Genomic DNA, 26,829 nt, shown 5'->3' with positions numbered 1-26,829 from the left:
ATCGTGCGGAGGCGAGAAGGCCCATGCCCAAGATCGACATCGACACCGCGCCGACGACGAACGGCACCACCTATCCCGAGGAATACGCCGGCCCGTGCAAGCCGCGTCGCCGCTGGCGGCTGGGCGATGCGGCGGGGTTGAGCCAGTTCGGCGTCAACCTGCTGCGCCTGCCCGACGGCGCCTGGTCCAGCCAGCGCCACTGGCATGCCGAAGAGGACGAGTTCGTCATGGTGGTCGAGGGCGAGGTGGTGCTGATCGAGGACGACGGCGAGACGGTTCTGCGCGCCGGCGACTGCGCCGGGTTCAAGGCTGGCGTGCCGAACGGCCATAGGCTGGAGAACCGATCCGGCCGCGAGGCGGTTCTGCTGGAAGTCGGCACACGCAGCCCGACGATCACCCCCGCCGACTATCCCGACATCGACATGGTGCTGCACGCCGGCGTCGACGGCTATTTCCACCGCGACGGCTCGCCCTATCCGAAATACCCAAGAAGAACGTGACCACAGAATCCATAGCTGCCGGCCCCGCCGCCCCGCCCGTTCCGCCGTCTCCGTCATCTGGGGGGCCAGAAGGCCCGTCCAGCCCGTGGGGCATTCGCGACTTCCGCCTGTTGTGGTTCGGCCGCGTGGTGGCGGTGCTGGCGATCCAGATTCAGTCGTCGGCCCTGTTGTGGCAGGTCTATGAGATCGCCCGGCGCGATCACCCGATCGAGGAGGCCAGCCTGTATCTGGGGCTGGTGGGGCTGTGTCAGTTCCTGCCGCTCTTGGCCTTCACCCTGCCCGCCGGGGCGATGGCGGATCGGCGCGACCGCAAGCGCACGGTGTGGATCTCGATCCTGGTCGAGGCGGCGTGTGCGGGGTCGTTTCTGGCCATGGCCCTGCATGGAAATCCGCCGTTGTGGGGTCTGTTGGCGGTCGCGGCCCTGTTCGGCGCGGCGCGAGCGTTTCTGGCGCCGGCCAGCCAGGCCTTCCTGCCGATGGTGGTGGGGCGAAAGGCCCTGCCGCCCGCCATCGCGGCCCAGTCCATCGCGTTTCAGACCGGGGCCATCGCCGGCCCGGCCCTGGGCGGGGTGATCGTGGGGGTGAACGTGCCCCTGGCCTATGCGGTGTCGCTGGGCATGTTCCTGCTGGCTGTCGCGGCCTTCATCCTGATCCGCACCAGCGGGAGACCTGCGCCCCAGGCCAATCCGCTGTCGCCGGTGGATTCGGTCAAGGAGGGGCTGGCCTATGTCTGGAAGACCAAGATCGTGCTGGGCGCCATTTCACTGGACTTGGTGGTGGTGCTGCTGGCGGGCGTGGCGCTGCTGACGCCCATCTTCGCACGCGACATCCTGCATGTCGGACCGCAAGGGTTCGGCCTGTTGCGGGCCTCGTTCGGCGTGGGGGCCATGGTCATGGCCATCTATCTGAGCCGCTATCCGATCCGCCAGAACGGCGGGCGCTGGATGTTTGCGGCGGTGGCGGTGTTCGGCATCTGCACCATCACCTTCGGCCTGTCGCGCATCGTCTGGCTGTCGGGCCTGGTCCTGTTCATCGGCGGTGCGGCGGACATGATCAGCGTCAATGTGCGCCAGACCCTGATCCAGCTGGCCACGCCCGATCACATGCGCGGGCGGGTGTCGTCGGTATCCATGCTGTTCATCGGCGCCTCGAACGAACTAGGCGAGGCCTATTCCGGCGTCATGGTCCGGCTGCTGGGTGCGGTCGGCGCGGCGGTGTTCGGCGGGTTCGGCGCGCTGGCCGCGACCGGCGCCTGGGCGACGATGTTCCCGGGGCTGAGGAAGGCGGACAAACTGACGTGACGATCGCGTCTCCTCCCAACAAATTGGGGAGGGGGCGGCGCAGCGGTGGAGGGGCTCTTAAAGTCCCGCAGACTCTAGCGATGCGGTAAAAAGCCCCTCCGTCTCTCCGCTGCGCTACGAGCCACCTCCCCATCAGATGGGGAGGAGACGGTCAGGACTGCCTCACCACGCCTTGAAATGCTTCGACAGCTTCAGGCCCTGGTTCTGGTAGTGGCTGCCGCTTTCGCCATACAGGCGGCTGGGGCGTTCGGTCAGGGGTTCATAGACCAGGCGGGCGACGATCTGGCCGTGTTCCAACAGGAACGGCGTATCGTGCGTGCGGACCTCCAACACGCCTTTCGATCCCGCGCCATGCGCCTCATCGGTGCCGAAGCCGGGGTCGAAGAAGCCGGCGTAGTGGACGCGGAACTCGCCGACCGACGGATCGATGGGCGTCATTTCGGCGGCCTGATCGACCGGGATTTCGACGTCGTCGGACGAGGCCAGGATGTAGAACTCGCCCGGGTCCAGCAGCAGTTCGCCACGGCGCAGGGTCAGCGGCTCCCAAAAGTCGCGCGGGTCGTGGCCGTCGATATGGTCCAGATCGACCACGCCCGCATGGCGACGCCCGCGGAAGCCGACGATGTCGCCGCCCTGCAGATCGACGCCGACCGAGCGGGTCTCCAGCTTGGGCGGATCGCCGGCCTTGAGCCGCAGCTGGTTCAGGCGCGTGCCGGGACGGACCAGGATGGAGAAGGTCTGGGGCGCGACCTCCATATAGAGGGGGCCGTCATAACCCTCGGCCACATCATCGAAGCTGGCGCCCTGATCGGTCAGCAGACGCACGAAAACATCGACGCGGCCGGTCGAGCTTTTCGGATTGGCGCGGGCGATCAGGCCCTGGGGCAGTTTCAGCCGCTCCTGAAGGCGCACGATATAGACGCAGCCCTTTTCCAGCACGACGCCGGCCTCGGTGATCTCGATGGCGTGCATGGCCACGTCGGCGATGCGGTCCTCGACCTTGCGTCGGCCGGGTAGGAAGGAGGCGCGCACGCGCCAGGCCTGATCCGACAGCCGCAGGTCCAGGCTGGCCGGCTGGACCTGGTCGTGGTCGAAGGGCGTGTCGGACGTGACGGCGCCGGCGGCGATCAACGTCTCGATGGACTGGGCGGGCAGGATGCCGGGACGGGGCGCTTGGAAGGAACTCATGGCGTCTGTCTCACACGGTTTTCACGACTTGTCTCCAAGTCGCGCTTGCAGCCCGCGCGCGGCGGGGCGAGCATATAGCCCATGCACGATGGTCCTGCCTATACCGCCGAGACGAACGGAATCCTGATCCGGGTGCGCCCCAGCTATCTGGCGGGCCAGTCCGATCCAGAGGAAGGCCGCTGGGTCTGGGCCTACCAGATCGAGATCGTGAACCTGACGGGTTCGACGGTGCAGCTGATGGCGCGTCGCTGGACCATCACCGACGGCCACGGCCATGTCGAAGAGGTGCGTGGCCCCGGTGTCGTCGGCGAACAGCCGGTGATCGAACCGGGCGGCAGCTACGCCTACGCCTCGGGCTGTCCGCTGGGCACCGACAGCGGCTCGATGGTGGGCGCCTATTATATGACGGATGCGGACGGGCGCAGTTTCGAGGCGCAGATTCCGGCCTTTTCGCTGGATACGCCGGATGCGCGGCGGGTGCTGAACTGATCGAAGGGCGGATGGGGCTGCGTCAACCCGGATGAACCGCAGCCCCGCCCCTGAAGTCTCGCCGGCCGCTTGCGCGAACCGGCGAGGGGGAAGTCGGCTCCATAAGGAGCATCTTTTTGGCGCTACGTTCGCGACGCGGTCGCTCGCGACTTGAGCGCAGTCGTGCGCCCTGCGCGAAGCGCCGCGCTCAAGTCGCGCGAAGCGCGGTAGCGCCCTTAGATGTAACGACGCAGGCTGCGGGCCAGGTCGGAACCGCTTTCCTTGGAGCCGCGACGGACTTGCGGCTGGTAGGCGACGCGGGCGTGTTCGACGCAGTAGACGCCTTCTGACGAGCGGCGGCCGCAGAAGCTGAACTCGCGCGACGATGGATCGCCGATCGGCCATTTGCACATGTGAGCGCCCAGGGTCATCACGGTCGCTGTGCCTGGCAGGTCCGGGATCGGGGCGGTGACGGGCGCGGCGGGTTCGACCGGCTTGGGCTGGACGGCTTCCAGACGGCGCGGGGCCGAAGGTTGCTGCGCCGGAGCGGCCGGCGCGGGTCGCGGACGCGCGGTGCGGAAGGTCGCGGCGACGGTGCGCGCCGGTTGCGACGGGGCGGCCCGGCCCGACAGGCCCAGACGGTGCACCTTGCCGATCACGGCGTTGCGGGTGACCCCGCCGCCCAGTTGTTTGGCGATCTGGCTCGCGGACTGGCCCTCAAGCCAGAGCTTCTTTAGCGCGCCTACGCGGTCGTCGGTCCAGCCTGCGGTCATGCCACCCTCCAGCGAGTTTGGATTCAATATCTAGGTCCAGGCTCCCCCTCCGGGGTCTTGACCTACAACTAATCGTAAACCAGCCGTTAAGAGACGCAAGATGTGCGAATCATCCTGTCCACAGAAACCAGATATTGAATCATCGTTAAGGTTAAGGTGGCGCCGTCGTTTTCGGGACGATCTCGCCTGATCTCTTGCGAAGCGCGGCGGTCGAGCGCATCTGGCGGGCCATGACCGATACGCCCGATCTGATCTCCACCCGGCCTGCCGGCCTGCCGCAGCCGCGTCGCTATCCGGGGATCAACTGGATCGGGGTGCAGACCCTGTATCTGCGCGAAGTGCGGCGCTTCTGGAAGGTGGGCGCCCAGACGGTGGCGGCGCCGGTGGTCACGACGCTGCTCTATATGCTGGTGTTCGTGGTGGCGCTTCAGAACGCGCGGCCGCCGCTGCACGGCACACCGTTCGCGCTGTTCGTCGCGCCCGGCCTCATCATGATGGCCATGTTGAACAATGCCTTCGCCAACGCCTCGTCCAGCCTGATCCAGGCCAAGATCATGGGTACCGCGACCGACTTCCTGACCCCGCCGCTCAGCCCGCTCGAGCTGACGCTGGGCTTTACGCTGGGCGCCGCGACGCGCGGTCTGGCGGTCGGTCTGGTGACGGCGATCTGCGTGCTGCCGTTCGCGCCGCTGGGCATCGCCAACATCTTCGCCATCGTCTGGTTCGCCCTGGCCGCCTGCTTCATCATGGGCATGACCGGGGTGCTGGCGGGGCTGTGGAGCGAGAAGTTCGACCACCTGTCGGCGGTCCAGAACTTCATTGTCATGCCGATGACCTTCCTGTCGGGGACCTTCTATCTGGTCGAGAACCTGCCCGAGCCGTTCCGGGCGCTGAGCCGCTACAACCCCTTCTTCTATCTGATCGACGGCTTCCGTTACGGCTTCATCGGCCATGCCGAGAGCAATCTGACGGTCGGCGTCATAGGGTCGGCCGTGCTGATGGCCGTCATGGGCGTTGTCTGCTGGCTGGTGTTCCGCTCGGGCTGGCGTCTTAAGAGCTAGATCGCTACCTGTTGCGGATCGCTCCCCCGAGAGGTCCGCTTCATGCTGTTTCGTTCGCTCGTCGCCGCCACGGCCCTGTTCGCCGCTGTACCCGCCCTCGCTCAGGAAGCGACGCCCCAGGCCGGCGACCGCCCCGACATCGCCGCCGGCGCCGCCCAGTTCATCAAGCCCACCAACGCCGAGCGGACCCAGGTCCTGGTCGGTTTCCTGACGACGCTGGGCTTCACGCCCGAAATCCAGACCTTCGAGGGCGGCAACCAAGCCACCGGTCCGATGGAAGGCGCCAATGTCGTCGTGACGGTCGGTCAGGGCGACAAGGACATTGTGCTGACCGCCCACTATGACGCGGTGAAGCTGCGCGACGGGACGCTGTCGCAGGGCATCGTCGACAACGTCGGCTCGGTCATGGCGATGATGGAGGCGGCCAAGACGCTGGACATGGCGCTGGAAGGCCAGCCGGTCGCCCACCGCTTCGTCTTCGTCTTCACCGACCAGGAAGAGCTGGGCCTTCTGGGCGCCAAGGCCTTCCTTGAGAAACACGGCAAGGACCGGATCGCCGCTGTCATCAACGCCGATGTCGCCGCCTATGGCCAGACGGTCATGTATGGCGAGAACAACGGCCCGCAGTCGGCCTTCGTGCTGGAGACGCTTCGCGGCCTGTGCGCCGAACGCGGCTTCGACTGCATGCCCTATCCGACCTATCCGCCCAGCGACGACCGCGCCTTCTCGGCCGCGGGCGTGCCGGTGGTGTCGATGGGTACTCAAGATGCGGTCGGTGCCCACCAGATGTGGCTGGCCTTCAACGGCGGCAAGGACAACGGCCTGAAGGAGGGCTTTGTCCCGCCCGTCTTCCAGCGCATCCACTCGACCGAAGATAAGCTGTCGTATCTGAAGGGCGTCGACGTCGCCCGTTTCGGCCTGTTCATCGCCGACCTGGGCCTGGCGCTGGACAAGAAGTTGGTCGAAATCCAGGCCAAGGACGCGGCCGTCGCCGCCGAAACGGCGCCGGCGGCTCCGGCGACGACGCCCGGCGGCGAGTGACGGCGGTCATCGAGGTTCGCGGCGTCCAGCCGACGCCGAAGGAAGGTCGGGCGGCCGTCAAGGCGTGGCCCGTCGTTCGGCGCTGGGCGAACCTGCCCGTGTTGTTTCTGGGCGGCGCCATGCTGGCGACCATCGCTGTCTGCTTCGGCCTGCCCCTGGAGCGGACCGGCTGGATCGTCGGTCTTCAGCTGGTCGGACTGTATGGCTTTATCGGGCTATCGGTCGTGGCGCATTACAGGGTCATGGCGGCGGCGCGCCGGTCGCCGATCGCGCAGAGGCCAACCGACTGGCGCATCGATGACAGGGGTCTGGCCCTGTCGGGAGCGGATTTCGACACCCGCATCGGCTGGCGCAATCTGGTCGCGGTGGTGGAGGAGAAGGATCGCCTGATCTTCGCGGCCTCGCCCAACACCAACTTCATTTTGCCCCTGCGCGTGATGGAGACGGATCAACGGCAGGCGTTGCGCGTCTTGATCGCCGATGTGCGAGCGCGGGGCGTCCTCGGCGCCGGTGTTGACTAAGACCCGCGCGCGTCCGACAACGCCTGACCGTATTGATCCGGCTCCGTCGCGCTCGCGCCGGGGCCGTCTCGCTTTTGGAGGTCTTGGTCCCGTGTCCACTGAACATCTGATGGGTGTCTACAATCGCGCGCCGCTGGAAGTGGAACGCGGCCGAGGCGCGCGTCTGTGGGCGACCGACGGGACCGAATATCTCGACTGCGTCGCCGGCATCTCGACCAACGGCCTGGGCCACGCCCACCCCGAACTGGTCCAAGCGGTCAAGGATCAGGCCGAGAAGCTGTGGCACGTCTCCAACATCTTCCGCATTCCGGGTCAGGAAGCGCTGGCTGACGCCCTGTGCGAATCCAGCTTCGCCGACGTGGTGTTCTTCACCAACTCGGGCACTGAAGCCGTCGAATGCGCGCTGAAGACGGCGCGCAAATACCACTCGGCCAACGGCGCGCCTGAGCGGATCGACATCTACGGCTTCGACGGCTCGTTCCACGGTCGGACCTATGGCGCGATCAACGCCGCCGCCAACCCCAGCTATACTGAGGGCTTCGGCCCGCCGATGCAGGGCTTCCACCAGCTGAAGTGGGGCGACCATGAGGCGATCAAGGCCGCCATCGCCAACCCCACGACCGCCGCCATCATCGTCGAGCCCGTGCAGGGCGAGGGCGGCTGCCGCGCCATGCCCGAACAGTGCCTGCGGGGCCTGCGCGAACTGTGCGACGAACACGGCGTCCTGATCATCTTCGACGAGGTCCAGTGCGGCATGGGCCGGACCGGCAAGCTGTGGGCCCACGAATGGGCGGGCATGGCGCCGGACATCATGGCGGTGGCCAAGGCCCTGGGCGGGGGCTTTCCCATCGGCGCCTGCCTGGCCTCGGCCAAGGCGGCCAAGGGGATGACGGTCGGCGTTCACGGCTCGACCTTCGGCGGCAACCCCCTGGCCATGGCCGTGGGCCAGAAGGCGCTGAGCCTGATCAACAGCCCCGAGACGCTGAACAACGTCAACGAGGTTGCCGGCTATCTGAAACAGCAGTTCGCGGGCCTTCAGGAACGCTTCCCCGATGTGATCGCCGACGTGCGCGGCAAGGGTCTGCTGATCGGCATCAAGATGGTGCCGAACAATCGCGAGTTCATGGCCCTGGCGCGCGATACGCAGCAGCTGCTGATCGCCGGCGGCGGGGACAACTGCGTGCGCCTATTACCGCCGCTGAACCTGACGCTGGACGAGGCCCGCGAAGCCGTGGCCCGTTTCGAGGCGGCCTGCGAGGTCGCTCGCGAAAAGCTGGCGGCCTGATGGTCCGGCACTTCCTCGACATCCACCGGCTGGACGCAGCGGACCTGCGCGCCATCCTGGACGACGCCCATGCCCGCAAGGCCGCCCGCAAGGGCTGGCCCCAGGGGCGCGCCGACGCCGATGAGCCGGGCAAGGACCGCGTTCTGGCGATGATCTTCGAGAAGAACTCGACCCGCACGCGGTTCAGCTTCGACGCGGCCATCCGCCAGTTGGGCGGCTCGTCGATCATCGCCACGGCCGCAGACATGCAGTTGGGCCGCGGCGAGCCGGTGGAGGACACCGCCCGCGTGCTGTCGCGCATGGTCGATGCCGTGATGATCCGCGCCAACGATCACGAGGATGTCGAGCGGTTCGCCCGCGTCTCGACCGTGCCGGTGGTCAACGGCCTGACCGACCGTTCGCATCCGTGCCAAATCCTGGCCGACCTGCAGACGATCGAGGAGCATCGTGGGCCGATCGCCGGCAAGACGATCGCCTGGATCGGCGACGGCAACAACGTCTGCCACAGCTTCATGCACGCGGCGCCCAAGTTCGGCTTTCATCTGAATGTCGCCTGCCCGGCGGAATACCACCCGGACCTTCGCGACCTGGCCAAGGGCGGCGACGCCGTAACCCTGACCAGCGATCCGCGCGAGGCGGTCAAGGGCGCCGATGTCGTCGTCACCGACACTTGGGTCTCCATGGGGGATCAGGACTATGAGGCGCGCCTGGCGGCGTTCGAACATTACGGCGTCGACGAAGCCCTTATGGATCTCGCCGATCCCGAAGCGGTCTTCCTGCATTGCCTTCCCGCCCACCGTGGCGAGGAAGTCACCGACGCCGTCATCGACGGGCCGCGCTCTCTGGTCTGGGACGAGGCCGAAAACCGCATCCACGCCCAGAAGGCCGTTCTGGCCTGGTGCTTCGGCGGCTGAACGAAAAAAGGGCGGACCCGGTCGGGTCCGCCCTTTCTGGTTTCTGAACCGTCGAAGCCTACAGCTTCACGTCCGACACGCCGCCGACATTCGGGACGCTTTTGGTCAGGTTGGCCTTGAGGACTTCGTATCCGAAGCCCAGCGCACCCTTGTCGGACACCCAGACGCGGCCGTCGTCGGCGTCGAAGCGGACCAGAGTCAGGTGCGCGTCTTCCTTGCCGTCCGGATACCAGGCGGCGACGACGGGGTTCCAGTATTTCTCGATGCGGCTGCGGTCCTGATCGATGGCCAGGCGGCCGTGGATGCAGGCTTGAACCTTGCCGTCCTTGGCCTGGTAGCAGAACATGCCGTTCTGGCCACCGCCGGCGACGTCACGGGCGAAATCGGTGTCGTCGCGGGTGAAGAACCAGATGGTCCCCGTCTCGTCCTCGCCGAAACCGGTCATGGGCTGGTGGTGATAGCCGGGGCGATCGATGCCCAGCATGCCGGTGTTGGACTCCTTCAGGCTCTTCCAGAATTCCTTCTCGGCCTCGGCGGGGGTCAGTTTGTCGGACACGCGGTCTCTCCTTGAGTGGTTCGCAAGGTTCAACCGACCGGCCGTAATCGGGTTCCCGCAGCTTAAGCGCCAGGTATCCAGGGCGCACGCTCGGCGCCGAATAGCGTAGCCAGGTGGATCAGCAGCAGCATGGCGATCGCCGCCGCGCCGACCATCAGGAACCGCCACGGCATCAGGCGCGGTCCCTTGAACGGATCCGGCGGCCGGGCGCCGCGCCATCCGCAAAAGACCATGACGGCGAGGGCGACGCCCAGCAGGACGAGGGTGGTGATCAAGCTCATGCGCCGCAGGTGGCGAAAGCCGCGCCGCTTGGCAAGCGAACCCTTGCCGGGAGGTTAATCTTCATGCCGCGTTAACCGAGATGATTCACAAATCCGGCTGTCTGGCGTGATGTCCACAGGATTGGGATATCGCTGCTAGATATTGCGGTTAACCATCAGTTTACACCCTCGATATTGACGGTATAGCCTTCGTCGCATGGGCTGGGAGACGAATCAGTGAGCGCTGCAGCGCCGTGGAGCGTTAAGGGAATCGATCCCAAAGCACGCGAGGTCGCCAAGGATCTGGCGCGCCGGTCCGGCATGACGCTGGGCGAATGGCTCAACTCCATGATCATGGAAGACGAGGAGGAGGGCTACGCCACCCTGCCGCGTCGCTCCCAGGCCGCCGAATACGAACGCCGCAACCGCAGCCGCCGTCTGGACGACGCCTATGAGGTCGAAGACAGCCAGCAGCGGATCAGCGCCTCCATTGATGTGATCGCCGCGCGGCTGGAAGCCGCCGAACGTCGCTCGACCGTCGCCATTCAGGGCGTGGATCAGGCCGTCGCGGGCCTGATGCGTCGGCTGGACGGCCAAGAGGTTGAGGCCCAGGGCGCCGCCCGCCGCATCGACGACATCGCCGAGGAGCTGCGCGAAGGGCATCGCCGCCTGCGCGCCTTCGAACGCGACACCGGCCCGTCGACCCAGGAAGCCTTCGGCAAGATCGAGACCTCCCTGGGCGCGCTAACCGGGCGCCTGTACGACATCGAGGAACGCCAGCGTCTGGGCGTCAGCGATCTGCGCGAGCGGATGGAGGCGGTCGAGAAGGCCGCCGGCCCCGGCGTCGGCACCGAAATGCTGGCCCAAGTCAGCGCCCGTCTGGACGAGGCCCAGAACCGCACGACCGAAGCCCTGAAGACGCTGGAACGCTCGTTCGCCGCGCTGGACCAGCGGATGCGGACGGCCGAAAGCCGCGTCGAGCCGGAAAGCGCGCGCGACCTGGCCCGTTTCGAGAAGCTGGCTGAAAGCCTGTCGCGTCAGATCGACAACAATCGCGCCGAGATGATGCAGCGTCTGGACGCCGCCGAAACCGGCGCGCGCATCGACCGTATCGAACGCGCCGTCCAGGCCGTCGGCGATCAGTTGAAGGCGTCCGAAGAGAAGGGCGCCATCGGCCTTGAGGCCATGGGCCGCGAGGTCCTGCGCATCGCCCGCAACCTGAATGCGCGGGTCAAGAAGGTCGAGACGGACAACGACGGTCGCACCGACGCCGTCGCCCGCGCCGCCGCCGACGTCGTCAGCCAGACCATCGAAACCGAGGTCGCCCGCCGCGCCGCGCGTCTGGATCAGGAGTTCGCCCGCCACGTCGACCGCGTCGACCAACGTCTGACCGCCAGCGACGATCGCCACGCCATCGCGCTGGAGAAGCTTGGCGGCGAGATCACCCGCATTTCGGACCAGCTGAGCGATCGCATCGCCCAGTCCGAACGCCGCTCGCAGCAGGCGCTGGAAGACATCGGCCGACGCCTGTCGGAAAGCTCGGACAAGATCGAGCAGCGCTACGACCGCGCGTCCGGCGAACTGGCCGAGCGGATGCGTCTGAGCGAGGAACGCACCGCCCGTCTGCTGGCCGAGGCCCGCGAAAGCATCGACGCCCGCGCGCCGACGCCGATCCGCGACAAGCCGCTGGACAATGAGCCGGCGTGGACCCCGGCGCGACAGGTGCTGGAACGCGCCGCCTCGGCGACCATACAGGCGCCGATCCAGTCCGCATCCATCGAAGGCGACTGGCGCGCCGCCGCCTTCCCCGATGAGACCTTCACCGACCAGGACGCCTGGTCCAGCGATCCGGTGACGCCCGAAGTCGCGACCGCTGCGCCCTTCCCGTCGGCGCCCGTCGTCCAGACCGAGGCCGAGCCCGTCGAGGCGCTGGCCGACGACTTGCCGATGCGTCAGGTCGATCCCGACGGCGTCGAACCCATCATCCAGCCCTTCAGCGGTTTCGGCGGCGCCGATGTCGACGATGCGCTGGAGGCGACGTCGCCGGGCTTCTCGACCGCACCGGCCGAAAAGCGTGACGCCGCCGTCCTGGACGCGGACGACGACGATTTCGGCGGCGAGACCGAGTTCGTGGATCCGCGCCGGCTGCGCTCCAGCATGGAAGCCGCCGCCGCCGCCGGCCGCGCCGCCTCGACCCGCAGCACCATCGACGCCGCCCGTGCTGCAATCACCGCGCCCGCTGAGCCGGAACCTGCGCCCCGGTCGGGTTTCGGCCTGAAGCGCGGCGGCAAGTCCAAGCTGCAGGAACGGCTGGACCGGCAGGCGTCCAAGGACGGATCGACGGTCAAGAAGGCGTTTCTGGCTTCGGTCACGGCGGTCGCCCTGACCGGGGGCGTCTATGGCTATCTGTCCCTGACCGACGGCGGTGCGCCGGACTTCGAGATGCCCAGCTTCGGCGGCGGCTCGACGACAAACGGCGCCATGCCGCTGGCCGCGTCGGCGGTGACGCCGACCGGTCCGAAAGCGACCTTCGACATCGGCGGCCCCGGCGCGGCGGATTACGAGGCGGCGATCGGCAAGCTGGAGGCCGGCGACAACTCTGGCCTGGACGGCATGAAGCGCGCCGCCAACCTGGGCTACGCCCCCGCCCAGACCTATCTGGGTCAGCTGTATCTGGACGGCGCCAATGGCGTGCCCGCCGACCCGGCTCAAAGCCGTCAGTGGGGCCGTCGCGCGGCCGAGGGCGGCGATCCGCGCGGGATGCATCTGTATGGGATGCAGCTCTATGAAGGCGACGGCGGCGCGACCAATCAGGCCGAGGCCCTGACCTGGCTGCTGAACGCGGCCGAGCGCGGTCTGCCGGACAGCCAGTACAATGTCGCGCGCATCTATGAGACCGGCGCCGACGGCGTGGCCAAGAATCCGACCGAAGCGCTGAAATGGTACATGATCGCCGCGCGCGGCGGGGATGCGGAGGCCCAGGCCGCCGTGACGCGCCTGCGTCCGACGGCCAGCGCCACGGCCCAGCGCGCGGCCCGCACCGCCGCCGACGCCTTCGTGGCCCAGTCGCAGGCCCAAGCCCAGGCGACAGGCTAGATTCCCAGGCGCCGGGCGGCTATCGGTCGCCCGGTCGTCCCCGACCTCGCCCGCCTGACGGCGATTCTTGTGTCCGCTCCAGCCGAAGGCGCGTCCTTTGGACATCTATCTGCCGATCGCCGAGGTTTCGGTGAACTGGCCGACCCTGGTGATCCTGGGGGCGGTGGTCGGATTCGTGTCCGGCCTGTTCGGCATCGGCGGCGGCTTCCTGATGGCGCCGATCCTGGTCTTCCTGGGCATCCCCCCGACCGTCGCCGTCGCCAGCCAGGCCAGCCACGTCGTGGCCTCCTCGACGTCGGGCGTCATCCGCTATGCGGGCGCGGGGTCGGTCGATTTCAAGATGGGATCGGTGATGGCGGCCGGGGGCGCGGCCGGCGCCCTGGCGGGGGTCGAGCTGTTTCGCTACCTGCGCCTGCTGGGCCAGGCCGACCTCGTCGTGGCCCTGTCCTATCTCGTCTTCCTGGGCGCGATCGGCATTCTGATGCTGAACGAGAGCCTGACCGAGATCCTGCGCCGCCGCCGAGGGCTGCCCGCGCCGCACAAGCAGCGTCGGCGGCCGATGTGGCTCTATGGTCTGCCGCTGAAAATGAAGTTCCCGAAGTCGGGCCTCTATATCAGCGCCTTGCCGCCGTTCGGCCTGGGCGTCTTCGCGGGCGTCCTGTCGGCCATCATGGGGGTGGGCGGCGGCTTCATCCTGGTGCCGGCCATGCTCTATATCCTGCGCATGAGGGCGGGCGCGGTGGTGGGCACCAGCCTGTTCCAGATCATCATCACCACCGCCATCACCACCATCCTTCAGGCTGGGCGTAACCAGACGGTCGACATCGTGCTGTCCACCATTCTCCTGCTCGGCGGCGTCGTCGGCGCCCAGATCGGCGCACGCTTCGCCGGGCGGTTCCGCGCCGAGGAACTGCGGGCGGCGCTAGGACTGATCGTGCTGCTGGTGGGGATCCAGATGGGGCTGGATCTGTTCGTGCGGCCCAACGACATCTTCATGATCGCGCCGGGGATCGCCGACTGATGCAGGCGCTTCCTCCCCCTCCGCCCCCTGTCGCGGCCCCGCCGCTCGATCGGTCCGAAGCGACGACCGGAGACCTGCGCGTCGCCGCCGCCCTGACCGACGCCCAAGTCCGGGTCGACAGCAGTTTCCGGGGCGCGTCCATCGTCCTGTACGGCGCGGTGTTCAATCCGACGCCCGAACCTGCGGACGTCGTGGTCGTGGTGCGGGGGCCGGACGCGCCGATCCGCCTGGTCAAGAAGACGCGCACGTCCGGTGTCTGGCTGAACAGCCGGCCGGTGCTGTTCGAGGGGGCGCCCGGCTTCTACATGACCGCCTCAACGCGCCCGCTCAGCGACATCGCGGACTTCGGCCAGCTGCGCCGGCTGGGCGTCGGCGTCGATCACCTGCGCATCGATGCACCGGAGGAAAGCCGCACCGTCACCCGCTACGGCGTGCGCGATGTGGTCGTCAGCCGTCTGGGCGACGACTATCTGGATTGGCGCCGCGCGGTGATCCGGCTGAAGGAGGCCGCCGCCCTATACGACACCGATTCCGAAGGGGTGGAGTTCGTCGACCGGGGCCTGTTCCGCGCCGAGGTCAAACTGCCGACCGTGGCGCCCACCGGAAAATACTACGCCGAGGTCTGGCTGTTTCAGGACGGCGAGCCGCAGTCGGTGTCGAACCTGACCCTGACGGTCGAGAAGGTCGGGCTGGAGCGCGACATCTATGAGTTCGCCCACCGTCGGCCGTGGCTGTACGGCGTGCTGTGCGTCGTGCTGGCCGCCCTGACCGGCTATGGCGCCTCGCGCATCTTCAGCCGGCGGAGCTGAAGCCCAGCTCGGCGCGCAGGCCCTCGGCCGTCAATCCGCCGGCCCTCAGCTCGGCCAGGGTGATCGAGCGATCGCGCTTGGCGTAGCGCCGCCCGTCCGGTCCTGTTAGCAAGCTGTGATGACGATAGGTCTGCGCCGGCCAGCCCATCAGGGTCTGGATCAGCCGCTGCACATGGGTCGCCTCGAACAGGTCTTGGCCCCGGATCACGTGTGTGATCCCCTGCAAGGCGTCGTCATGCGTCACGGCCAGATGATAGGCGACGCCCGTATCCTTGCGCGCCAGAACGACATCGCCCGCCGCCTCGGGATCGACGGCGATGACGCCGGTTTCGCCGTTCGGACCCTCGCCCTCCTCGACGAAACTCAGGTTGTTCCAGGTCGGCTCGCCCAAAGTTTCGCGCGCCCGATCCAGCGACAGCCGCCAGGCGAACGGTGCGCCCGAGGCCAGCAGATGCGCCTCCTCGTCCGCTGAATGCGGACCGGGCTTCGCCGCCTCCATCGCCCCGTGCGGCGCGTCGCCGATGGCGCTCAGGACCTCCTTGCGCGTGCGAAAACACCGATAGAGCAGGCCTCGCGCCCGCAGATTTTCGATCACGGCGGCGTACTCTCCGAGATGATCCGACTGGCGCCGGACCGGCGTCTCCCAGTCCAGACCCAGCCAGGCCAGGTCCTGCAGAATGTCGGCCTCATACTCCGGCCGGCATCGCGTCGGATCGATATCCTCGATGCGCAGCACGAACCGCCCGCCCGCCGACTTCGCCGCCGTCCAGGCGGTCAGGGCCGAAAAGGCGTGGCCCTTGTGCAGGCGGCCGGTAGGCGAGGGGGCGAAGCGGGTGGCGAACATCACGACGCTCCTTAGCGGTTTGCGGTCCTCAACGGCGCCCCCGCTCTTTCCGACAAGCGCGACGGGCCGTAAGCATAGCGTATGCCGCTCGCACCCACGCCTGATGATATCGCCGCCGCGCGCCGGGCGCTGGTCACCGCTGATCCGGCGCTCGTTCGCGTGGACGCCCAGACGCCGCCGCTGGAGTGGCGGTTGAGAGTTGGCGGGTTCGAAGGTTTGTTCCGCATGATCGTGGAGCAACAGGTGTCGGTGGCCTCGGCCGCTTCGGTCTGGGCGCGGCTGCGTGAAGGCATGGGCGGCATCACGCCCGAGCTGTTGCTGGCGCACGATCTGGATCAACTGCGCGACATGGGTCTGTCGCGACAGAAGGCGACCTATGGACAGGGCATCGCGCGGGCGCAGATCGCGGGCGAGATCGATCTGGAGCATCTGGCCAACCTGGATGACGAGGCGGCGATCGCGTCCCTGACGGCGCTGAAGGGCGTCGGCCTGTGGACGGCCGAGGCCTATCTGATGATGTGCGAGGGGCGGCTGGATGTCTTCCCCGGCGGCGACGTGGCCTTGCAGGAGGCGATCCGTTGGGCGGACGGCGCAGAGGTGCGGCCCGATCAGAAGGGCGCCTATGCCCGCGCCGAGATCTGGCGGCCCTATCGTGCGGTCGCCACCCATCTGCTGTGGGCCTGGTACACGGGCGTGAAGCGCGGCGAGATCGCGCTGGATGCGCCGGCATGACCCCGCTCGATCCCGCTCTGACCGAACCGCTGCGCAATCCGCAGACCGTGTTAACCGCGCTGGATTTCGCCGGCGTGGCGGTTTTCGCCGCCACCGGCGCCCTGGCCGCCGCGCGCGAGAAGCACGACGTCGTCACCTTCGCCTTCTTCGGCGCCATCACCGGCGTGGGCGGCGGGACGCTGCGTGACCTGCTGCTCGGCCTGCCGGTCTTCTGGGTGCAGGACTGGCGCTATCTGGCGGTCTGCCTTTTCGCCTCGACGGCCCTTTGGCTGGTGGGGCAGCGCGACTGGCGGTTTCGCGCCCTGCTGTGGCTGGATGCGGTGGGTCTTGCGGCCTATGGCGTGATGGGGGCGGCCAAGGCCGAAGCGGCCGGGGCGCCGGCCCTGATCTGCATCGTCATGGGCACGCTCACGGCCTGTTTCGGCGGGGTGGTGCGCGACACCCTGGCGGGTCAACCGTCGATCCTGCTGCGGCGAGAGATCAACGTCACGGCCGCGATCCTGGCGGCGACGGTCTATATGATGCTGAGGGCGCCGGGCGTCGGCGTCTGGCCCGCCGCCATCGTCGCGGCGCTGTCGGGCTTCCTGCTGCGCGCGGCCGCCTTGCGCTGGGGCTGGACCCTGCCGGGGTTCCCGACCCACGCGCGACGGGTCTAAGGCAGGACGTCACGAAAACGCTGCACACTGGTCATGGCGATGAGCGGGAATCAGGGGTAGGCTGATCTCACAAGACTAGGGAAGGAGACGTGTCCTCACCTCTGTCGCCTCAAAATCCCCCCGTCCGCGCGGGAGGGCCTGATGCAGGTTCTCCATCGACCACCCTCCGGTTTTCCCGCGTTGGTGTTGAACGCCGACTTCCGGCCGCTGTCCTACTATCCGCTGTCGCTGTGGCCGTGGGAGGAGGCGGTCAAGGCGGTCTATCAGGACCGCGTGGACGTGGTGTCCCTGTATGACAAGGTCGTCCGCTCGCCGTCGATGGAGATGCAGCTTCCCAGCGTGATTGCGCTGCGCAGCTATGTAGATCAGGACCGCAGCCCCGCCTTCACCCGCTTCAACGTCTTTCTGCGAGACGGCTTCGCCTGTCAGTACTGCGGTCAGTCGGCTGAGTTGACCTTCGACCACGTCATCCCGCGCTCACAGGGCGGACGCACGACCTGGGACAATATCGTCGCGGCCTGCAGCCCCTGCAATCTGGCCAAGGGCGGGCGAACGCCGCGCCAGGCCATGATGCCGATCCGCCGCGAACCCTATCGCCCCAACGCCTGGCAGCTTCAGGACGCCGGCCGGCGCTTCCCGCCGCACTATCTGCACCAGAGCTGGCTGGACTACCTTTATTGGGACATCGAGCTGGAGCCCTAGGGCCGCAGGACGGCGACGCCGGGGCGACTGGTTTCGGCGCGACGACGGCGCAGGCGGCGATCCAGACGATCGATCTCGGCCAGAGTCATGTCCGGATGGCGGCGGAAGGCCTGGCGCAACTGTTCGATTCGTCCCGGCGCCCAGGCGGCGGCGACGCCGGCCGCGCCCGCCAGAAAGTCGATGACCGAGACGCTGCGGCCGGTCAGGGCCTGAAGCAGTTCAGCCCCGAAGGCGGCGGCGATGACATAGAGGGCCAGGTCGTCGCGGCGCTGGTTCGGCGCGATCAGGAACAGGCCGCTGGCCACGCCATAGAAGGCGATCACGTGGGCGGCCTTGTCATTCAGGCCGAAGACCTGTTCCAGACCCTGAAAGGGCCCCAGCATCAAGACGGCCATGCCCAGCGCCGCCAGGGCGAAGCCGAGGCGGGCGGCCATGACGATGCGGCTGGGCGTGAGCATGAGGCGGGTGTCCGTGACCTTGATCCGCCGTCATCCTGCATCGCCGTCCCCCAAGATGCGGTGAAGCGATGTGCTGAACGCTTTACGAACAGACTATCGCAGGATCGCCCAATCCAGGGCGTGGACACGGTCTCGTCCCAGGGCGGCGGCCAGCGGCGGAGCGGCGAACAGGTCGGCGATGGCGGGATCGAGCACGTTCAGCCCGCCGGTGAAGGCGCCGAAGGCCGGCAGGACGATGCGCGATCCGTCGGTGACGAAGCAGGGACGGCGCACGCCGCGTCCATAGGCGGCGACCTTGGCGGCGGGGTGCAGGTGGCCCGCGACCTCGCCACGACGGTCGTCGTCGGCGCTCAGCGCCTCCGGTTCGTGGGTCAAGCGCAGCGCGCCCAAGGCCATATCGCCGACGATCCGGCCGGGCAGGCGGGATGCCGTGTCCGCATCGCGAGCGAGCGCCTCGCGGTCGTGATTGCCTTCCAGCCACAGCCAGTCGCGCCCCGCCGCCAGCCGGTCCAGCCGCGCCCGGTCGTCGGCCGCCATGCGGGGAATGGCCTTGGTGTCATGGAAGCTGTCGCCCAGCAGCACGACCATGGCGGGGTTCAGTTCGACGATCTCGGCTTCCAGCCTGTCCAGCGTGGCGCGGCTGTCATAGGGCGGCAGAAGCTGGCCGCGCACGGCGAAGGCAGAGCCCTTTTCCAGATGCAGATCCGCGACGATCAGGGCGCCGTAGGCCGGAACCCACATCGCTCCGGAACAGCGCAGCACGCAGGCCTCTCCCGCGATCCGCACGCTCAGCGAACCGCAGATCTTGCGGGCCGGGGACAGGGTTTGGCGCAGGGCGGCGTTCATGCGGCGGATTCTGGCTCGGCGTCGTCCATGACCTCGGCGATCAGCAGGTCGGCGCTTTCGTCCAAGATCATTTCGGCGGCGTCTCCGCTGACCCGCTCGCGTCCGATCTGGACCAGAACGGGCACGCAGAAGGGCGAGGCGCGGCTCAGGGGTTGGTGACGGATACGCCCCTCGATGCGGGTCAGCATCTGGCCCAAGCGCGCCACGTCCAGCAGGCCGGAGGCGGCGTCCGCGCGGGCGGTCTTAAGCAGCAGATGGTCCGGTTGGTGGCGGCGCAGCACGTCGTAGATCAGGTCGGTGGAGAAGGTCACCTGCCGGCCGGTCTTTTCGGCGCCGGGCTGGCGGCGTTCGATCAAGCCCGAGATCAGGGCGCAGTTGCGGAAGGATCTCTTCATCATGAAGCTTTCCTCCAGCCAGGCTTCCAGGTCGTCGCCCAGCATGTCCGGCTGGAACAGGGCGTCCAGATCGATCGCATCCATCGGCTTGATCGACCAGATCGCCAGCGAATAGTCGGTCACAACGAACCCCAGCGGCCCGACGCCCATCCGGTCCAGCCGCCGGGTCAACAGCATGCACAGGGTGGTGTGGGCCAGATTGCCCTCGAACGGATAGGCCACCAGGAAATGCCGGCTGCCGCGCGGAAAGGTTTCGACCAGCATGGATTCGGCGTCGGGAATGACGGACCGAGCTTCCTGCAACTCCAGCCATTCCTGAACGTCGGGCGGCAGGACGCGCCAGTGGTCGCGGTCGTGGATCATGGTACGCACCCGGTCGGCCAGGGACGTGGACAGCGGGAACTTCGATCCGCCCCACGATGGGATCTTGGGGTCGCTGTCATTGGCGTGGGTGACCAGGGCGTCGGTCCCGGTGATGCCCTGAAACGCCCAGGTCTGGCCGGCGAACTGGAAGGTGTCGCCGGGCGTCAGCTGTTCGAAATACCACTCCTCGGCCTCGCCCACCTTGCGGCCGCCGATCAGCTGGCGCGCGGCGCCGCCGCGACGGCTGGCGACGCGGACATTCAGCGTTCCGGCCGAGACGATGGCCCCGACATTCATGCGGTGGCGCTGGGCGATATGCTGGTTTCGGACCTTCCAGCGGCCGTCTTGCGTGCGCACGATGCGCGCGAACCGGTCGTAGGTGCGCAGCGCATAGCCGCCGGTGGCGACGAAATCGACCACCTCCTCGAACTGCTCCCAGGTCAGGTCGCGATAGGGGCCGCAGCCGGTGATCTCGTCATACAGGACCTGCATGTCGAACGGCTCGGAACAGGCGACGCCCCTTACGTGCTGGGCCAGGGTGTCGAGCGTGCCGATGTGGACCGGCTCCCAGTCGAAGGCGTTGTCGGCGACGGCCTCGCGCGCCGCCTGGCACTCCAGCATCTCGAAACGGCTGGCGGGCACCAGAAGCGCACGCGACGGCTCGTCCAGCCGGTGGTTGGCGCGGCCGATCCGCTGGACCAGGCGGCTGGAGCCCTTGGGCGCGGCCATCTGGATGACTAGGTCCACGTCGCCCCAGTCGATGCCCAGATCCAGCGTCGATGTGCAGACCACGGCTCTGAGATCGCCGCGCGCCATGGCCGCCTCGATCTTGCGCCGCTGCTCGGCCGCCAGCGAGCCGTGGTGCAGGCCAATGGGCAGATTGTCTTCATTGATGGCCCACAGCTGCTGGAACACAAACTCCGACTGCCAGCGGGTGTTGACGAAGATCAGCGCCAGGGTCGAACGCTGGATGGCGGCGTAGACCTCCGGGATCGCGTGCTGGCCGGTGTGGCCGGCCCAAGGCACCTTGCCCTCGGAGATCAGCACGTCGATGACCGCCGGCGCGCCGGGGTCGCCGCGGACGAGGGTCACCGCGTCAAGAGCCCCTCCACCGCCTTCGGCGGTCCCCCTCCCCATGGCATGGGGAGGAGACAAGTCGGCTTGCGTCTCCTCACCGCTTTGCGGCGAGGGGGACCGCGAAGCGGGGGAGGGGTTGTTTGTCTCCGCATCGCCCGGCGCCAACCATCCCCGGATCAGATCGGGGTCCTCGATAGTCGCGCTCAGTCCCACCCGGCGCATATCGGGGGCGAAGCTCTGCAACCGACCCAGCCCGAGCGACAACAGGTCCCCGCGCTTGCCGCTCCAGATCGCATGCACCTCGTCCAGAACCACGCATTTCAGATCGGCGAAATAAGAACGGGCGCCTTCCCAGGCGCAGAACAGGGCCAACTGCTCGGGCGTGGTCAGCAGGATATCAGGCGGAAAGTCGCGTTGTCGCTGGCGTTTGGACTGTTTGGTGTCGCCGGTGCGCGTCTCGACATGGATGTTCAGCCCGATCTCGCGGATCGGGGTCATCAGATTGCGCTCGACGTCCGTCGTCAGGGCCTTCAGCGGCGACAAATAAAGCGTATGCACCCCCGACCCCGCCCCGGTCGCCGGCTTCGGTCCGCGCTCGGCCAGGTCGATCAGGCTGGGCAGAAACCCCGCCAGCGTCTTGCCCCCGCCGGTCGGCGCGACCAGCAGGGCGTGGCGGCCGGCCTCCCCCGCCGCAACCATCTCCAGCTGATGCCGCCGGGGCGACCAGCCGCGCGACGCGAACCAGTCGGCGAACAGGGGCGGAAGCGTTGCGGGAGCGGCGGCGGTCGTCACGGACGGGATATAGCATGTTCCCGTTCCGTTTCAGCCCCAGGCTCGCTATCTATCGGACGTGTCCGACGAATCCGTCATTTCCGAAACCCGCCCGACCGGCGTCCAGCCGTGGGCGGACTTGCCGCCGGCGCTCGCTACGCCGCCGGGCGCAGGGGCGGTATGCGACGAGGCGGGGGCCCGGAAGATCGGGCGCGGGGCGGCCGAGGGGTTCTTCAGCGCCGGACCGGTGATGGTGGCGCATGCGTCGCTGACGGCGCGCCGGCTGGGGCTGACGCCGCCGCCGCGGTCGGCTGATTTGATGGATGTGCTGGAGCTTTACGCCTTCGTGCGGCCGGCGCGGTTCTGTGCGCCTTCGCCGACGGGGCTGGCGCTGTCGCTGGGGCTGGCCGAGCCGAAGTCGGCGGAGGAACAGGCGGCGGCCCTGCGTGAGGCGGCGGGGCTGCTGCTGCGCGAACTGGCTGATCCGGCCTACCCGGAGCGCGAGGCGGCCTATATCCTGGCGCTGACGATGCAGCGGGCGGGCTGGGCCTGGGGCGAGCGGGTGGTTCAGGCGCTGGAGGCCGGCGGCGTGCGGGCGCGCCAGCATCGCGGGTCCGGGATGGATGTCTGGTCGCGGCTGACCGAATGGGAGGACGAGGCGCCGCGCGGCGAGGCGGGATCGGCGCCGGTCGACAGCGAGAGCGCCCGCATCCGGCTGGAGAAACTGCTTCAGGCCTCGGGTCTGGACGAGACGCGGCCGACGCAGTCCGACTACGCCGCCGAGGCGGCCTTCGCCTTTTCGCCACGCAACGAGGAGGGGCGGCCGCGTGTCCTACTGGCCGAGGCGGGGACGGGGACGGGCAAGACCCTGGGCTATCTGGCGCCCGCCTCCCTGTGGGCCGAGCGGAACCAGGGCGCGGCCTGGATTTCGACCTATACGCGGGCTCTGCAACGCCAGATCGATCGCGAGAGCCATTCGCTGTGGCCGGATCCGGCCGAACGCAAGAAGAAGGCGGTGATCCGCAAGGGGCGCGAGAACTATCTGTGCGTCCTGAACCTTCAGGACATGGTCCAGGCGGCCCAGCTGGGGAACGGCGACCTGATCGGCCTGGCGTTGGCCGGGCGCTGGGCGCTGCATACGCGCGACGGCGACATGACGGGCGGGGACTTTCCCGGCTGGCTGCCCGGCCTGTTCGCCATGCCGGCGGCCCATGCGGCGGGGGCGGCGAATCTGGTGGATCGGCGCGGCGAGTGCGTCCACGCTGCCTGCCCGCACTACCGCACCTGTTTCGTGGAAAAGACCATCCGCGCCAGCCGCCGCGCGGACCTGGTCATCGCCAACCACGCCCTGGTCCTGAGCCAGGCCGCCTTCGACGGCGCGCGCTCGGCGCGGGGCCAGAAGCAGGACGGCGAGACCGCGGCCCTGAAGCGCATCGTCTTCGACGAGGGTCACCATCTGTTCGATGCGGCCGACAGCGCCTTTTCCGCCTGTCTGTCGGGCCAGGAAGCGGCCGAGCTGCGTCGCTGGATCCGGGGGCCTGAGGGGCGGGGGCGTCGCGGGCGCGGGCTGGAGCAGCGGCTGGGCGACATGGTCGGCGACAATGACGCCGCGCTGAAGGCGCTTCAGGACGCCATCCGCGCCTCGGCCGCCCTGCCGGGGGAAGGCGTGTCGGGCCGCGTTGCGCCGGCCTCGGGCGAGGTGAACCCCATCGGCCCCATCGAGGCCTTCCTGGCCGCCGCCCTGGACCAGCTTCGGGCGCGCACCGCCGAGACCAACACCTATGGCGGGCCCGAGTTCGGCATGGAGTGCGCGTTGAAGCCCGTGACCGATCCGGTGGCGGAGACCGCCCGCGCGGCGGCCCAGGCCCTGGCCGCCATCGAGGCGCCCCTGCTGGCCCTGTCGCGGCATCTGGAAGACATTCTCGACGACGAGGCGGCCGAGCTGGACGGGTCGCAGCGGTCCCGGATCGAGGGGGCGTTGCGGGGCCTGGACCGGCGCGCGCGCATGACCCTGCCGGGGTGGCGGTCGATGCTGGCGGCGCTGGAGGACGGGGGCGATCAGCCCGATCCCGACTTCGTCGATTGGCTGTCGGCCGAGACGGCGTTCGGCCGAATCCACGACGTGGCCCTGCGCCGTCACTGGATCGACCCGACCGTTCCGCTGGAGGCCGCCGTGATCGTGCCGTCGCACGGGGTGCTGGTGACATCCGCCACCCTGTCCGATCCGATGCAGGAGGACCCGTTCGACCTGGCGCGGATGCGGACCGGCTCGGCGCGGCTGATCGATCCGCCGCGCACCCTGAAGGTCGAGAGCCCGTTCGACTATGCCGCCAACAGCCGGGTCATCGTCGTCAACGATCTGGTCAAGGACGATCCGCGCCAGACGGCGGCGGCGATGCGCGAACTGTTCCTGGCGGCGGACGGCGGGGGCCTGGGCCTGTTCACCGCCATCCGCCGGCTAAAGGCGGTCTATGAGCGGCTGGGGCCGGACCTGGCGAAGTCGGGCGTGCCGCTTTACGCCCAGCATGTCGATCCGCTGGAGGTCGGGGCGCTGGTGGACATGTTCCGGGTCGAGGAGAACTCGTGCCTGCTGGGCACCGACGCCGTGCGCGACGGGGTGGACGTGCCGGGACGGTCCTTGCGCGTCCTGGCCTTCGACCGCGTGCCCTGGCCGCGCCCGGACCTGCTGCACAAGTCGCGGCGCGAACGGCTGGGCGGGAAGGGTTATGACGATGCGCTCGCCCGCGCCCGCATCGCCCAGGCCTTCGGCCGGCTGATCCGGCGCGGCGACGACAAGGGGATCTTCCTGATGCTCGACGCCGCCACCCCCACCCGCCTGTTCGCCAGCCTGCCGCCGGGAACCGAGGTCCAGCGGATGGGCCTGGCCGATGCGGTGGAACTGACCCGCAGCTTCCTGAACCCCGAGACGACGTAGGATGTCCAAGACCACGCCCGCCACCGTCGCCCTGACCAAGGCCGGCGTCGCCTTCGATCTGTTTCCCTACGACTATGATCCCGACGCGCCGCGCGTAGGTTTGCAGGCCGCCGAGGCGCTGGGCATGGCGCCTGAGCAGGTGTTCAAGACCCTGATGGTGCTGATCGACGGCGCCCCCGCCTGTGTGATCGCGCCGTCCGACTGCGAGGTCAGCATGAAGAAGCTGGCGGCGGTGCTGGGGGGCAAGTCGGCCCAGATGATGAAGCCTGCCGACGCCGAACGGCTGACCGGCTACAAGGTCGGCGGGGTCAGCCCGTTCGGCCAGCGAAAGGCCGTGCCGACCGCGATGGACGAGACGGCCATCCTGTTCGATCAGGTGCTGATCAACGCAGGACAGCGGGGCCTGCTGCTGGGCATCGCGCCGGAGGATGCGCGCCGGGTCGCGGATGCGGTGCTGGCCGACCTGACCGCCTAGAAGGGCGAGGTGCGGCGCGCTATAGGTCCGGCATGACCGACGCCTCGACGACCAAGCGACACAGCCGCAAGGGCCTGTATGCGCCCTTCATCCTGGTGCTGATCGCGCTGGCGGCCTGGACCGGATGGTGGATCTTCCTGACGCGCCAGATCGATACGCGGCTGGAGGCCCAGGTCCAGAGCCTGCGTGACGCTGGCTGGGACATTCGCTTCGCCGACAAATCCATCAACGGCTGGCCGTTTCGCAACCATGTGGCGTTGACGAACCTGATCGTTCAGGCGCCGTCGGGCCATGCGATCAAGGCGACCGAACTGACCGCGGAGGCCAACGCCTATCAGCCGACCAAATGGGTGGTGGTGGCCCCGCAAGGCCTGATGCTGACCCGCGCCGGCAAGGGCGAGGTCGCGGTCAAGGGCGACGCCATCCGCATGAGCGCCAGCGGCATCGATCAGCGTTGGCCCAATCTGGCGCTGGAGATGGTCAATCCGGTCTTCACGGCCCAGACCGGCGCCGAACCCTTCCCCATCGCGCGCGCGGCGCGGATCGAATTCTACGCCCGGCCGCATCTGGAAGGTTCGACCGCGCCGACCGACGACGTCGATGTCATGTTCCGGCTGGTGGACGGGCAGGGGCGGGCGGACGGCCCCGTCGAAGGCTTCGCCCAGGACGGCCGCCTGACGACGCAGCTGGAGGCCGAGATCGGCCAAGCCAGCTTGCTGAAGACCGGCGGCGACGCGGCGGGCGTCTTCTCCGCCTGGACAAAAGCGGGCGGCACGTTTCGCAATGTGCGCGGCGATCTTCAGGCCGGCGACAGCCGTGCGACCCTCTCCAGCGACGTGTTGAGAGCCGATGCGAACGGACGGCTGACGGGCCAGGTCGAGCTGCAGGCGCAGAAACCTCTGCCCGCCCTCGCTGGTTTGATGGCGACGCGTCAGGGGCCGGTGAACCGCATCGGCGCGGCCGGGGCCGCCGCAGCGGCGGGCGCGGCCGAGGCGACCGGACAGGAGCAGTTGCCGCTGACGCTGGTTTTCCGCGACGGCCGCACCTGGCTCGGTCCCTTCCCGCTGGCTCCTGCGCCCAAGCTGTTCTGATGACCCTGTTGAACGAACCCGATACGAACGAGGCCCTGCTGGCGCTGGACCGCGCCTTGGTCGAGGCGGTGAAGGCCCGCGTGGTGGCGGGACCGCGCGACCGGGCCGATGCCTCGGCCATCGCCCTGCGTGGACTGCTGGACGGCGCCTCGCCGGCCGAGGCGGCTGCGGTCAAGGCGGTGTGGGGACGGCTGGAGGTCGCGACCGGCGCGGCCGTCGTCGTTTGCGGCGGCCTGGCCCAGGCTCTGGCGACCGACCGTTATGGTCTGGGCGCGCGGCCGATGTCGGCGGACGAGGCGCTGAAAGCGGTCGAGGCCGGGTCGCGCGCGGTGATCGACCTGTCGCCCGACCGGCCGTGGTGGGGACGGCTGCTGGCCCGGCCCGAACTGAGGATCGTCGCTGGCCTGCCGGACGACCGACGCGGCCGGCCCCAGGCCTTCGTGGTGTCCAAGGACATGTCCGGCCCGACCGGCGACGACCGCAGCTTCTGGGTCACCGACAGCGGCTGGTCCGAAGGCAAGATCATCGAGGCCCTGGGCGAGGCGGGTCTGGTCGCCGATCCTCTGGCGGCGGCGGGCGGCTTGAAGCTGTTCATGCTGACGGGCTATGTGCAGGTCGACGACGGGCGGCTGAAGAGCGCGCCCGGCCGAATGAGCGGCGTGATCGGCGCCGCCCCCATCTTCTGAGATC

At 68.5% G+C, this 26,829-nt stretch carries 26 protein-coding genes; 18 read left to right on the top strand and 8 right to left on the bottom strand.

All coding sequences use genetic code 11. The features are described from left to right. Positions 1-23: 23 nt before the first annotated feature. Both AC3WRC_RS06545 and AC3WRC_RS06540 read left to right on the top strand, forming a co-directional pair. Positions 24-500, top strand: a complete 477-nt coding sequence (locus AC3WRC_RS06545; protein WP_492303298.1) for a cupin domain-containing protein — start codon at positions 24-26, stop codon at positions 498-500. An 11-nt stretch (positions 501-511) separates the two neighbouring features. Beyond that, positions 512-1,801, top strand: a complete 1,290-nt coding sequence (locus AC3WRC_RS06540; protein WP_492303473.1) for an MFS transporter — start codon at positions 512-514, stop codon at positions 1,799-1,801. A 162-nt stretch (positions 1,802-1,963) separates the two neighbouring features. Here the strand turns inward: AC3WRC_RS06540 and AC3WRC_RS06535 are convergent, their stop codons facing one another. Then, on the bottom strand, positions 1,964-2,989 hold the full coding sequence (locus AC3WRC_RS06535) for a 2'-deoxycytidine 5'-triphosphate deaminase (RefSeq protein WP_184280077.1): 1,026 nt from the start codon (positions 2,987-2,989) through the stop codon (positions 1,964-1,966). 81 nt (positions 2,990-3,070) lie between these two features. On the opposite strand from AC3WRC_RS06535, the gene apaG reads away from it, so the two are divergent. Further along, positions 3,071-3,478, top strand: a complete 408-nt coding sequence (gene apaG / locus AC3WRC_RS06530) for a Co2+/Mg2+ efflux protein ApaG (protein ID WP_492303297.1) — start codon at positions 3,071-3,073, stop codon at positions 3,476-3,478. Between the two features lie 215 nt (positions 3,479-3,693). Here the strand turns inward: apaG and gcrA are convergent, their stop codons facing one another. Continuing rightward, positions 3,694-4,230: a cell cycle sigma 70 cofactor GcrA gene (gene gcrA, locus AC3WRC_RS06525; protein ID WP_492303296.1), complete on the bottom strand. Its 537-nt coding sequence runs from the start codon at positions 4,228-4,230 to the stop codon at positions 3,694-3,696. Between the two features lie 230 nt (positions 4,231-4,460). Between gcrA and AC3WRC_RS06520 the strand changes: the two genes are divergently transcribed. From AC3WRC_RS06520 to argF, 5 genes are all read left to right on the top strand, one after another. After that, entirely contained in the window at positions 4,461-5,291 is an 831-nt protein-coding gene (locus AC3WRC_RS06520) for an ABC transporter permease (protein ID WP_045810698.1), read from the top strand. A gap of 42 nt (positions 5,292-5,333) precedes the next feature. Continuing rightward, on the top strand, positions 5,334-6,332 hold the full coding sequence (locus AC3WRC_RS06515) for a M28 family metallopeptidase (RefSeq protein ID WP_492303295.1): 999 nt from the start codon (positions 5,334-5,336) through the stop codon (positions 6,330-6,332). Then, a complete protein-coding gene (locus AC3WRC_RS06510; protein ID WP_492303294.1) occupies positions 6,329-6,853 on the top strand; it encodes a YcxB family protein in 525 nt (174 codons plus the stop codon). The genes AC3WRC_RS06515 and AC3WRC_RS06510 overlap by 4 nt, the downstream gene beginning before the upstream one ends. Positions 6,854-6,944: 91 nt before the next feature. After that, positions 6,945-8,138 carry an aspartate aminotransferase family protein gene (locus tag AC3WRC_RS06505; RefSeq protein WP_307512901.1) on the top strand — a complete coding sequence of 398 codons (1,194 nt, stop codon included), beginning with the start codon at positions 6,945-6,947 and terminating at the stop codon, positions 8,136-8,138. Beyond that, complete coding sequence (argF, locus tag AC3WRC_RS06500) at positions 8,138-9,052, top strand: ornithine carbamoyltransferase (protein ID WP_492303293.1); 915 nt, start codon at positions 8,138-8,140, stop codon at positions 9,050-9,052. Before AC3WRC_RS06505 ends, argF begins: the two co-directional genes overlap by 1 nt. A gap of 58 nt (positions 9,053-9,110) precedes the next feature. Here the strand turns inward: argF and AC3WRC_RS06495 are convergent, their stop codons facing one another. Both AC3WRC_RS06495 and AC3WRC_RS06490 read right to left on the bottom strand, forming a co-directional pair. Then, positions 9,111-9,608: a pyridoxamine 5'-phosphate oxidase family protein gene (locus tag AC3WRC_RS06495; protein ID WP_492303292.1), complete on the bottom strand. Its 498-nt coding sequence runs from the start codon at positions 9,606-9,608 to the stop codon at positions 9,111-9,113. 62 nt (positions 9,609-9,670) lie between these two features. Continuing rightward, on the bottom strand, positions 9,671-9,889 hold the full coding sequence (locus AC3WRC_RS06490) for a hypothetical protein (RefSeq protein WP_492303291.1): 219 nt from the start codon (positions 9,887-9,889) through the stop codon (positions 9,671-9,673). 216 nt (positions 9,890-10,105) lie between these two features. On the opposite strand from AC3WRC_RS06490, the gene AC3WRC_RS06485 reads away from it, so the two are divergent. The 3 genes from AC3WRC_RS06485 to AC3WRC_RS06475 all read left to right on the top strand — a co-directional run bounded on the left by AC3WRC_RS06485 (position 10,106) and on the right by AC3WRC_RS06475 (position 14,794). Then, positions 10,106-12,964, top strand: coding sequence for an SEL1-like repeat protein (locus AC3WRC_RS06485; protein ID WP_492303290.1), 2,859 nt, complete (start codon positions 10,106-10,108; stop codon positions 12,962-12,964). A gap of 97 nt (positions 12,965-13,061) precedes the next feature. Then, on the top strand, positions 13,062-13,985 hold the full coding sequence (locus tag AC3WRC_RS06480; RefSeq protein ID WP_017506607.1) for a sulfite exporter TauE/SafE family protein: 924 nt from the start codon (positions 13,062-13,064) through the stop codon (positions 13,983-13,985). Then, positions 13,985-14,794: a TIGR02186 family protein gene (locus AC3WRC_RS06475; RefSeq protein ID WP_091750657.1), complete on the top strand. Its 810-nt coding sequence runs from the start codon at positions 13,985-13,987 to the stop codon at positions 14,792-14,794. Before AC3WRC_RS06480 ends, AC3WRC_RS06475 begins: the two co-directional genes overlap by 1 nt. Here AC3WRC_RS06475 and gluQRS read toward each other — a convergent pair. Further along, a complete protein-coding gene (gluQRS, locus tag AC3WRC_RS06470; RefSeq protein ID WP_492303289.1) occupies positions 14,778-15,641 on the bottom strand; it encodes a tRNA glutamyl-Q(34) synthetase GluQRS in 864 nt (287 codons plus the stop codon). The genes AC3WRC_RS06475 and gluQRS overlap by 17 nt on opposite strands. Positions 15,642-15,719: 78 nt before the next feature. Here gluQRS and AC3WRC_RS06465 point away from each other — a divergent pair, with 78 nt between their 5' ends. The 3 genes from AC3WRC_RS06465 to AC3WRC_RS06455 all read left to right on the top strand — a co-directional run bounded on the left by AC3WRC_RS06465 (position 15,720) and on the right by AC3WRC_RS06455 (position 17,728). Beyond that, a complete protein-coding gene (locus tag AC3WRC_RS06465) occupies positions 15,720-16,370 on the top strand; it encodes a DNA-3-methyladenine glycosylase family protein (protein WP_492303288.1) in 651 nt (216 codons plus the stop codon). Further along, on the top strand, positions 16,367-17,026 hold the full coding sequence (locus tag AC3WRC_RS06460; RefSeq protein ID WP_492303287.1) for a trimeric intracellular cation channel family protein: 660 nt from the start codon (positions 16,367-16,369) through the stop codon (positions 17,024-17,026). Before AC3WRC_RS06465 ends, AC3WRC_RS06460 begins: the two co-directional genes overlap by 4 nt. Before the next feature lie 141 nt (positions 17,027-17,167). Beyond that, positions 17,168-17,728, top strand: a complete 561-nt coding sequence (locus AC3WRC_RS06455) for an HNH endonuclease (RefSeq protein ID WP_026108602.1) — start codon at positions 17,168-17,170, stop codon at positions 17,726-17,728. Here AC3WRC_RS06455 and AC3WRC_RS06450 read toward each other — a convergent pair. From AC3WRC_RS06450 to AC3WRC_RS06440, 3 genes are all read right to left on the bottom strand, one after another. Next, entirely contained in the window at positions 17,725-18,186 is a 462-nt protein-coding gene (locus AC3WRC_RS06450; protein ID WP_492303286.1) for a VanZ family protein, read from the bottom strand. The genes AC3WRC_RS06455 and AC3WRC_RS06450 overlap by 4 nt on opposite strands. A gap of 93 nt (positions 18,187-18,279) precedes the next feature. After that, positions 18,280-19,032, bottom strand: a complete 753-nt coding sequence (pdeM, locus tag AC3WRC_RS06445; protein WP_492303285.1) for a ligase-associated DNA damage response endonuclease PdeM — start codon at positions 19,030-19,032, stop codon at positions 18,280-18,282. Then, positions 19,029-21,566 (bottom strand): ligase-associated DNA damage response DEXH box helicase, encoded by a 2,538-nt coding sequence (locus AC3WRC_RS06440; RefSeq protein WP_492303472.1) that lies wholly within the window; start codon positions 21,564-21,566, stop codon positions 19,029-19,031. Before AC3WRC_RS06440 ends, pdeM begins: the two co-directional genes overlap by 4 nt. A 151-nt stretch (positions 21,567-21,717) precedes the next feature. Here AC3WRC_RS06440 and AC3WRC_RS06435 point away from each other — a divergent pair, with 151 nt between their 5' ends. Genes AC3WRC_RS06435 through AC3WRC_RS06420 form a run of 4 tightly spaced genes read left to right on the top strand, consistent with a single transcriptional unit; the run spans position 21,718 to position 26,825 of the window. Further along, positions 21,718-24,573, top strand: a complete 2,856-nt coding sequence (locus AC3WRC_RS06435) for an ATP-dependent DNA helicase (RefSeq protein WP_492303284.1) — start codon at positions 21,718-21,720, stop codon at positions 24,571-24,573. Position 24,574: 1 nt separating this feature from the next. Further along, positions 24,575-25,048, top strand: coding sequence for a Cys-tRNA(Pro) deacylase (gene ybaK / locus AC3WRC_RS06430; RefSeq protein WP_492303283.1), 474 nt, complete (start codon positions 24,575-24,577; stop codon positions 25,046-25,048). A gap of 32 nt (positions 25,049-25,080) precedes the next feature. Beyond that, positions 25,081-26,139 carry a DUF2125 domain-containing protein gene (locus AC3WRC_RS06425; RefSeq protein ID WP_492303282.1) on the top strand — a complete coding sequence of 353 codons (1,059 nt, stop codon included), beginning with the start codon at positions 25,081-25,083 and terminating at the stop codon, positions 26,137-26,139. Beyond that, on the top strand, positions 26,139-26,825 hold the full coding sequence (locus tag AC3WRC_RS06420) for a hypothetical protein (protein ID WP_492303281.1): 687 nt from the start codon (positions 26,139-26,141) through the stop codon (positions 26,823-26,825). Before AC3WRC_RS06425 ends, AC3WRC_RS06420 begins: the two co-directional genes overlap by 1 nt. Positions 26,826-26,829: the final 4 nt, after the last annotated feature.

The organism is Brevundimonas sp. EU05-FHT14B07, from assembly GCF_058790795.1.
The sequence above is the reverse complement of the archived record's forward strand: the minus strand, read 5'-3'. Positions and strand labels throughout refer to the sequence as shown.

Bases quoted from the DNA above. Each gene is read 5' to 3' on its own strand.
- AC3WRC_RS06545 (WP_492303298.1), top strand. From the start codon at position 24: ATGCCCAAGATCGACATCGACACCGCGCCGACGACGAACGGCACCACC.
- AC3WRC_RS06535 (WP_184280077.1), bottom strand. From the start codon at position 2,989: ATGAGTTCCTTCCAAGCGCCCCGTCCCGGCATCCTGCCCGCCCAGTCC.
- apaG (WP_492303297.1), top strand. From the start codon at position 3,071: ATGCACGATGGTCCTGCCTATACCGCCGAGACGAACGGAATCCTGATC.
- gcrA (WP_492303296.1), bottom strand. From the start codon at position 4,230: ATGACCGCAGGCTGGACCGACGACCGCGTAGGCGCGCTAAAGAAGCTC.
- AC3WRC_RS06520 (WP_045810698.1), top strand. From the start codon at position 4,461: ATGACCGATACGCCCGATCTGATCTCCACCCGGCCTGCCGGCCTGCCG.
- AC3WRC_RS06515 (WP_492303295.1), top strand. From the start codon at position 5,334: ATGCTGTTTCGTTCGCTCGTCGCCGCCACGGCCCTGTTCGCCGCTGTA.
- argF (WP_492303293.1), top strand. From the start codon at position 8,138: ATGGTCCGGCACTTCCTCGACATCCACCGGCTGGACGCAGCGGACCTG.
- AC3WRC_RS06490 (WP_492303291.1), bottom strand. From the start codon at position 9,889: ATGAGCTTGATCACCACCCTCGTCCTGCTGGGCGTCGCCCTCGCCGTC.
- AC3WRC_RS06475 (WP_091750657.1), top strand. From the start codon at position 13,985: ATGCAGGCGCTTCCTCCCCCTCCGCCCCCTGTCGCGGCCCCGCCGCTC.
- AC3WRC_RS06465 (WP_492303288.1), top strand. From the start codon at position 15,720: ATGCCGCTCGCACCCACGCCTGATGATATCGCCGCCGCGCGCCGGGCG.
- AC3WRC_RS06460 (WP_492303287.1), top strand. From the start codon at position 16,367: ATGACCCCGCTCGATCCCGCTCTGACCGAACCGCTGCGCAATCCGCAG.
- AC3WRC_RS06455 (WP_026108602.1), top strand. From the start codon at position 17,168: ATGCAGGTTCTCCATCGACCACCCTCCGGTTTTCCCGCGTTGGTGTTG.
- AC3WRC_RS06450 (WP_492303286.1), bottom strand. From the start codon at position 18,186: ATGCTCACGCCCAGCCGCATCGTCATGGCCGCCCGCCTCGGCTTCGCC.
- pdeM (WP_492303285.1), bottom strand. From the start codon at position 19,032: ATGAACGCCGCCCTGCGCCAAACCCTGTCCCCGGCCCGCAAGATCTGC.
- AC3WRC_RS06440 (WP_492303472.1), bottom strand. From the start codon at position 21,566: ATGGTTGCGGCGGGGGAGGCCGGCCGCCACGCCCTGCTGGTCGCGCCG.
- ybaK (WP_492303283.1), top strand. From the start codon at position 24,575: ATGTCCAAGACCACGCCCGCCACCGTCGCCCTGACCAAGGCCGGCGTC.
- AC3WRC_RS06425 (WP_492303282.1), top strand. From the start codon at position 25,081: ATGACCGACGCCTCGACGACCAAGCGACACAGCCGCAAGGGCCTGTAT.
- AC3WRC_RS06420 (WP_492303281.1), top strand. From the start codon at position 26,139: ATGACCCTGTTGAACGAACCCGATACGAACGAGGCCCTGCTGGCGCTG.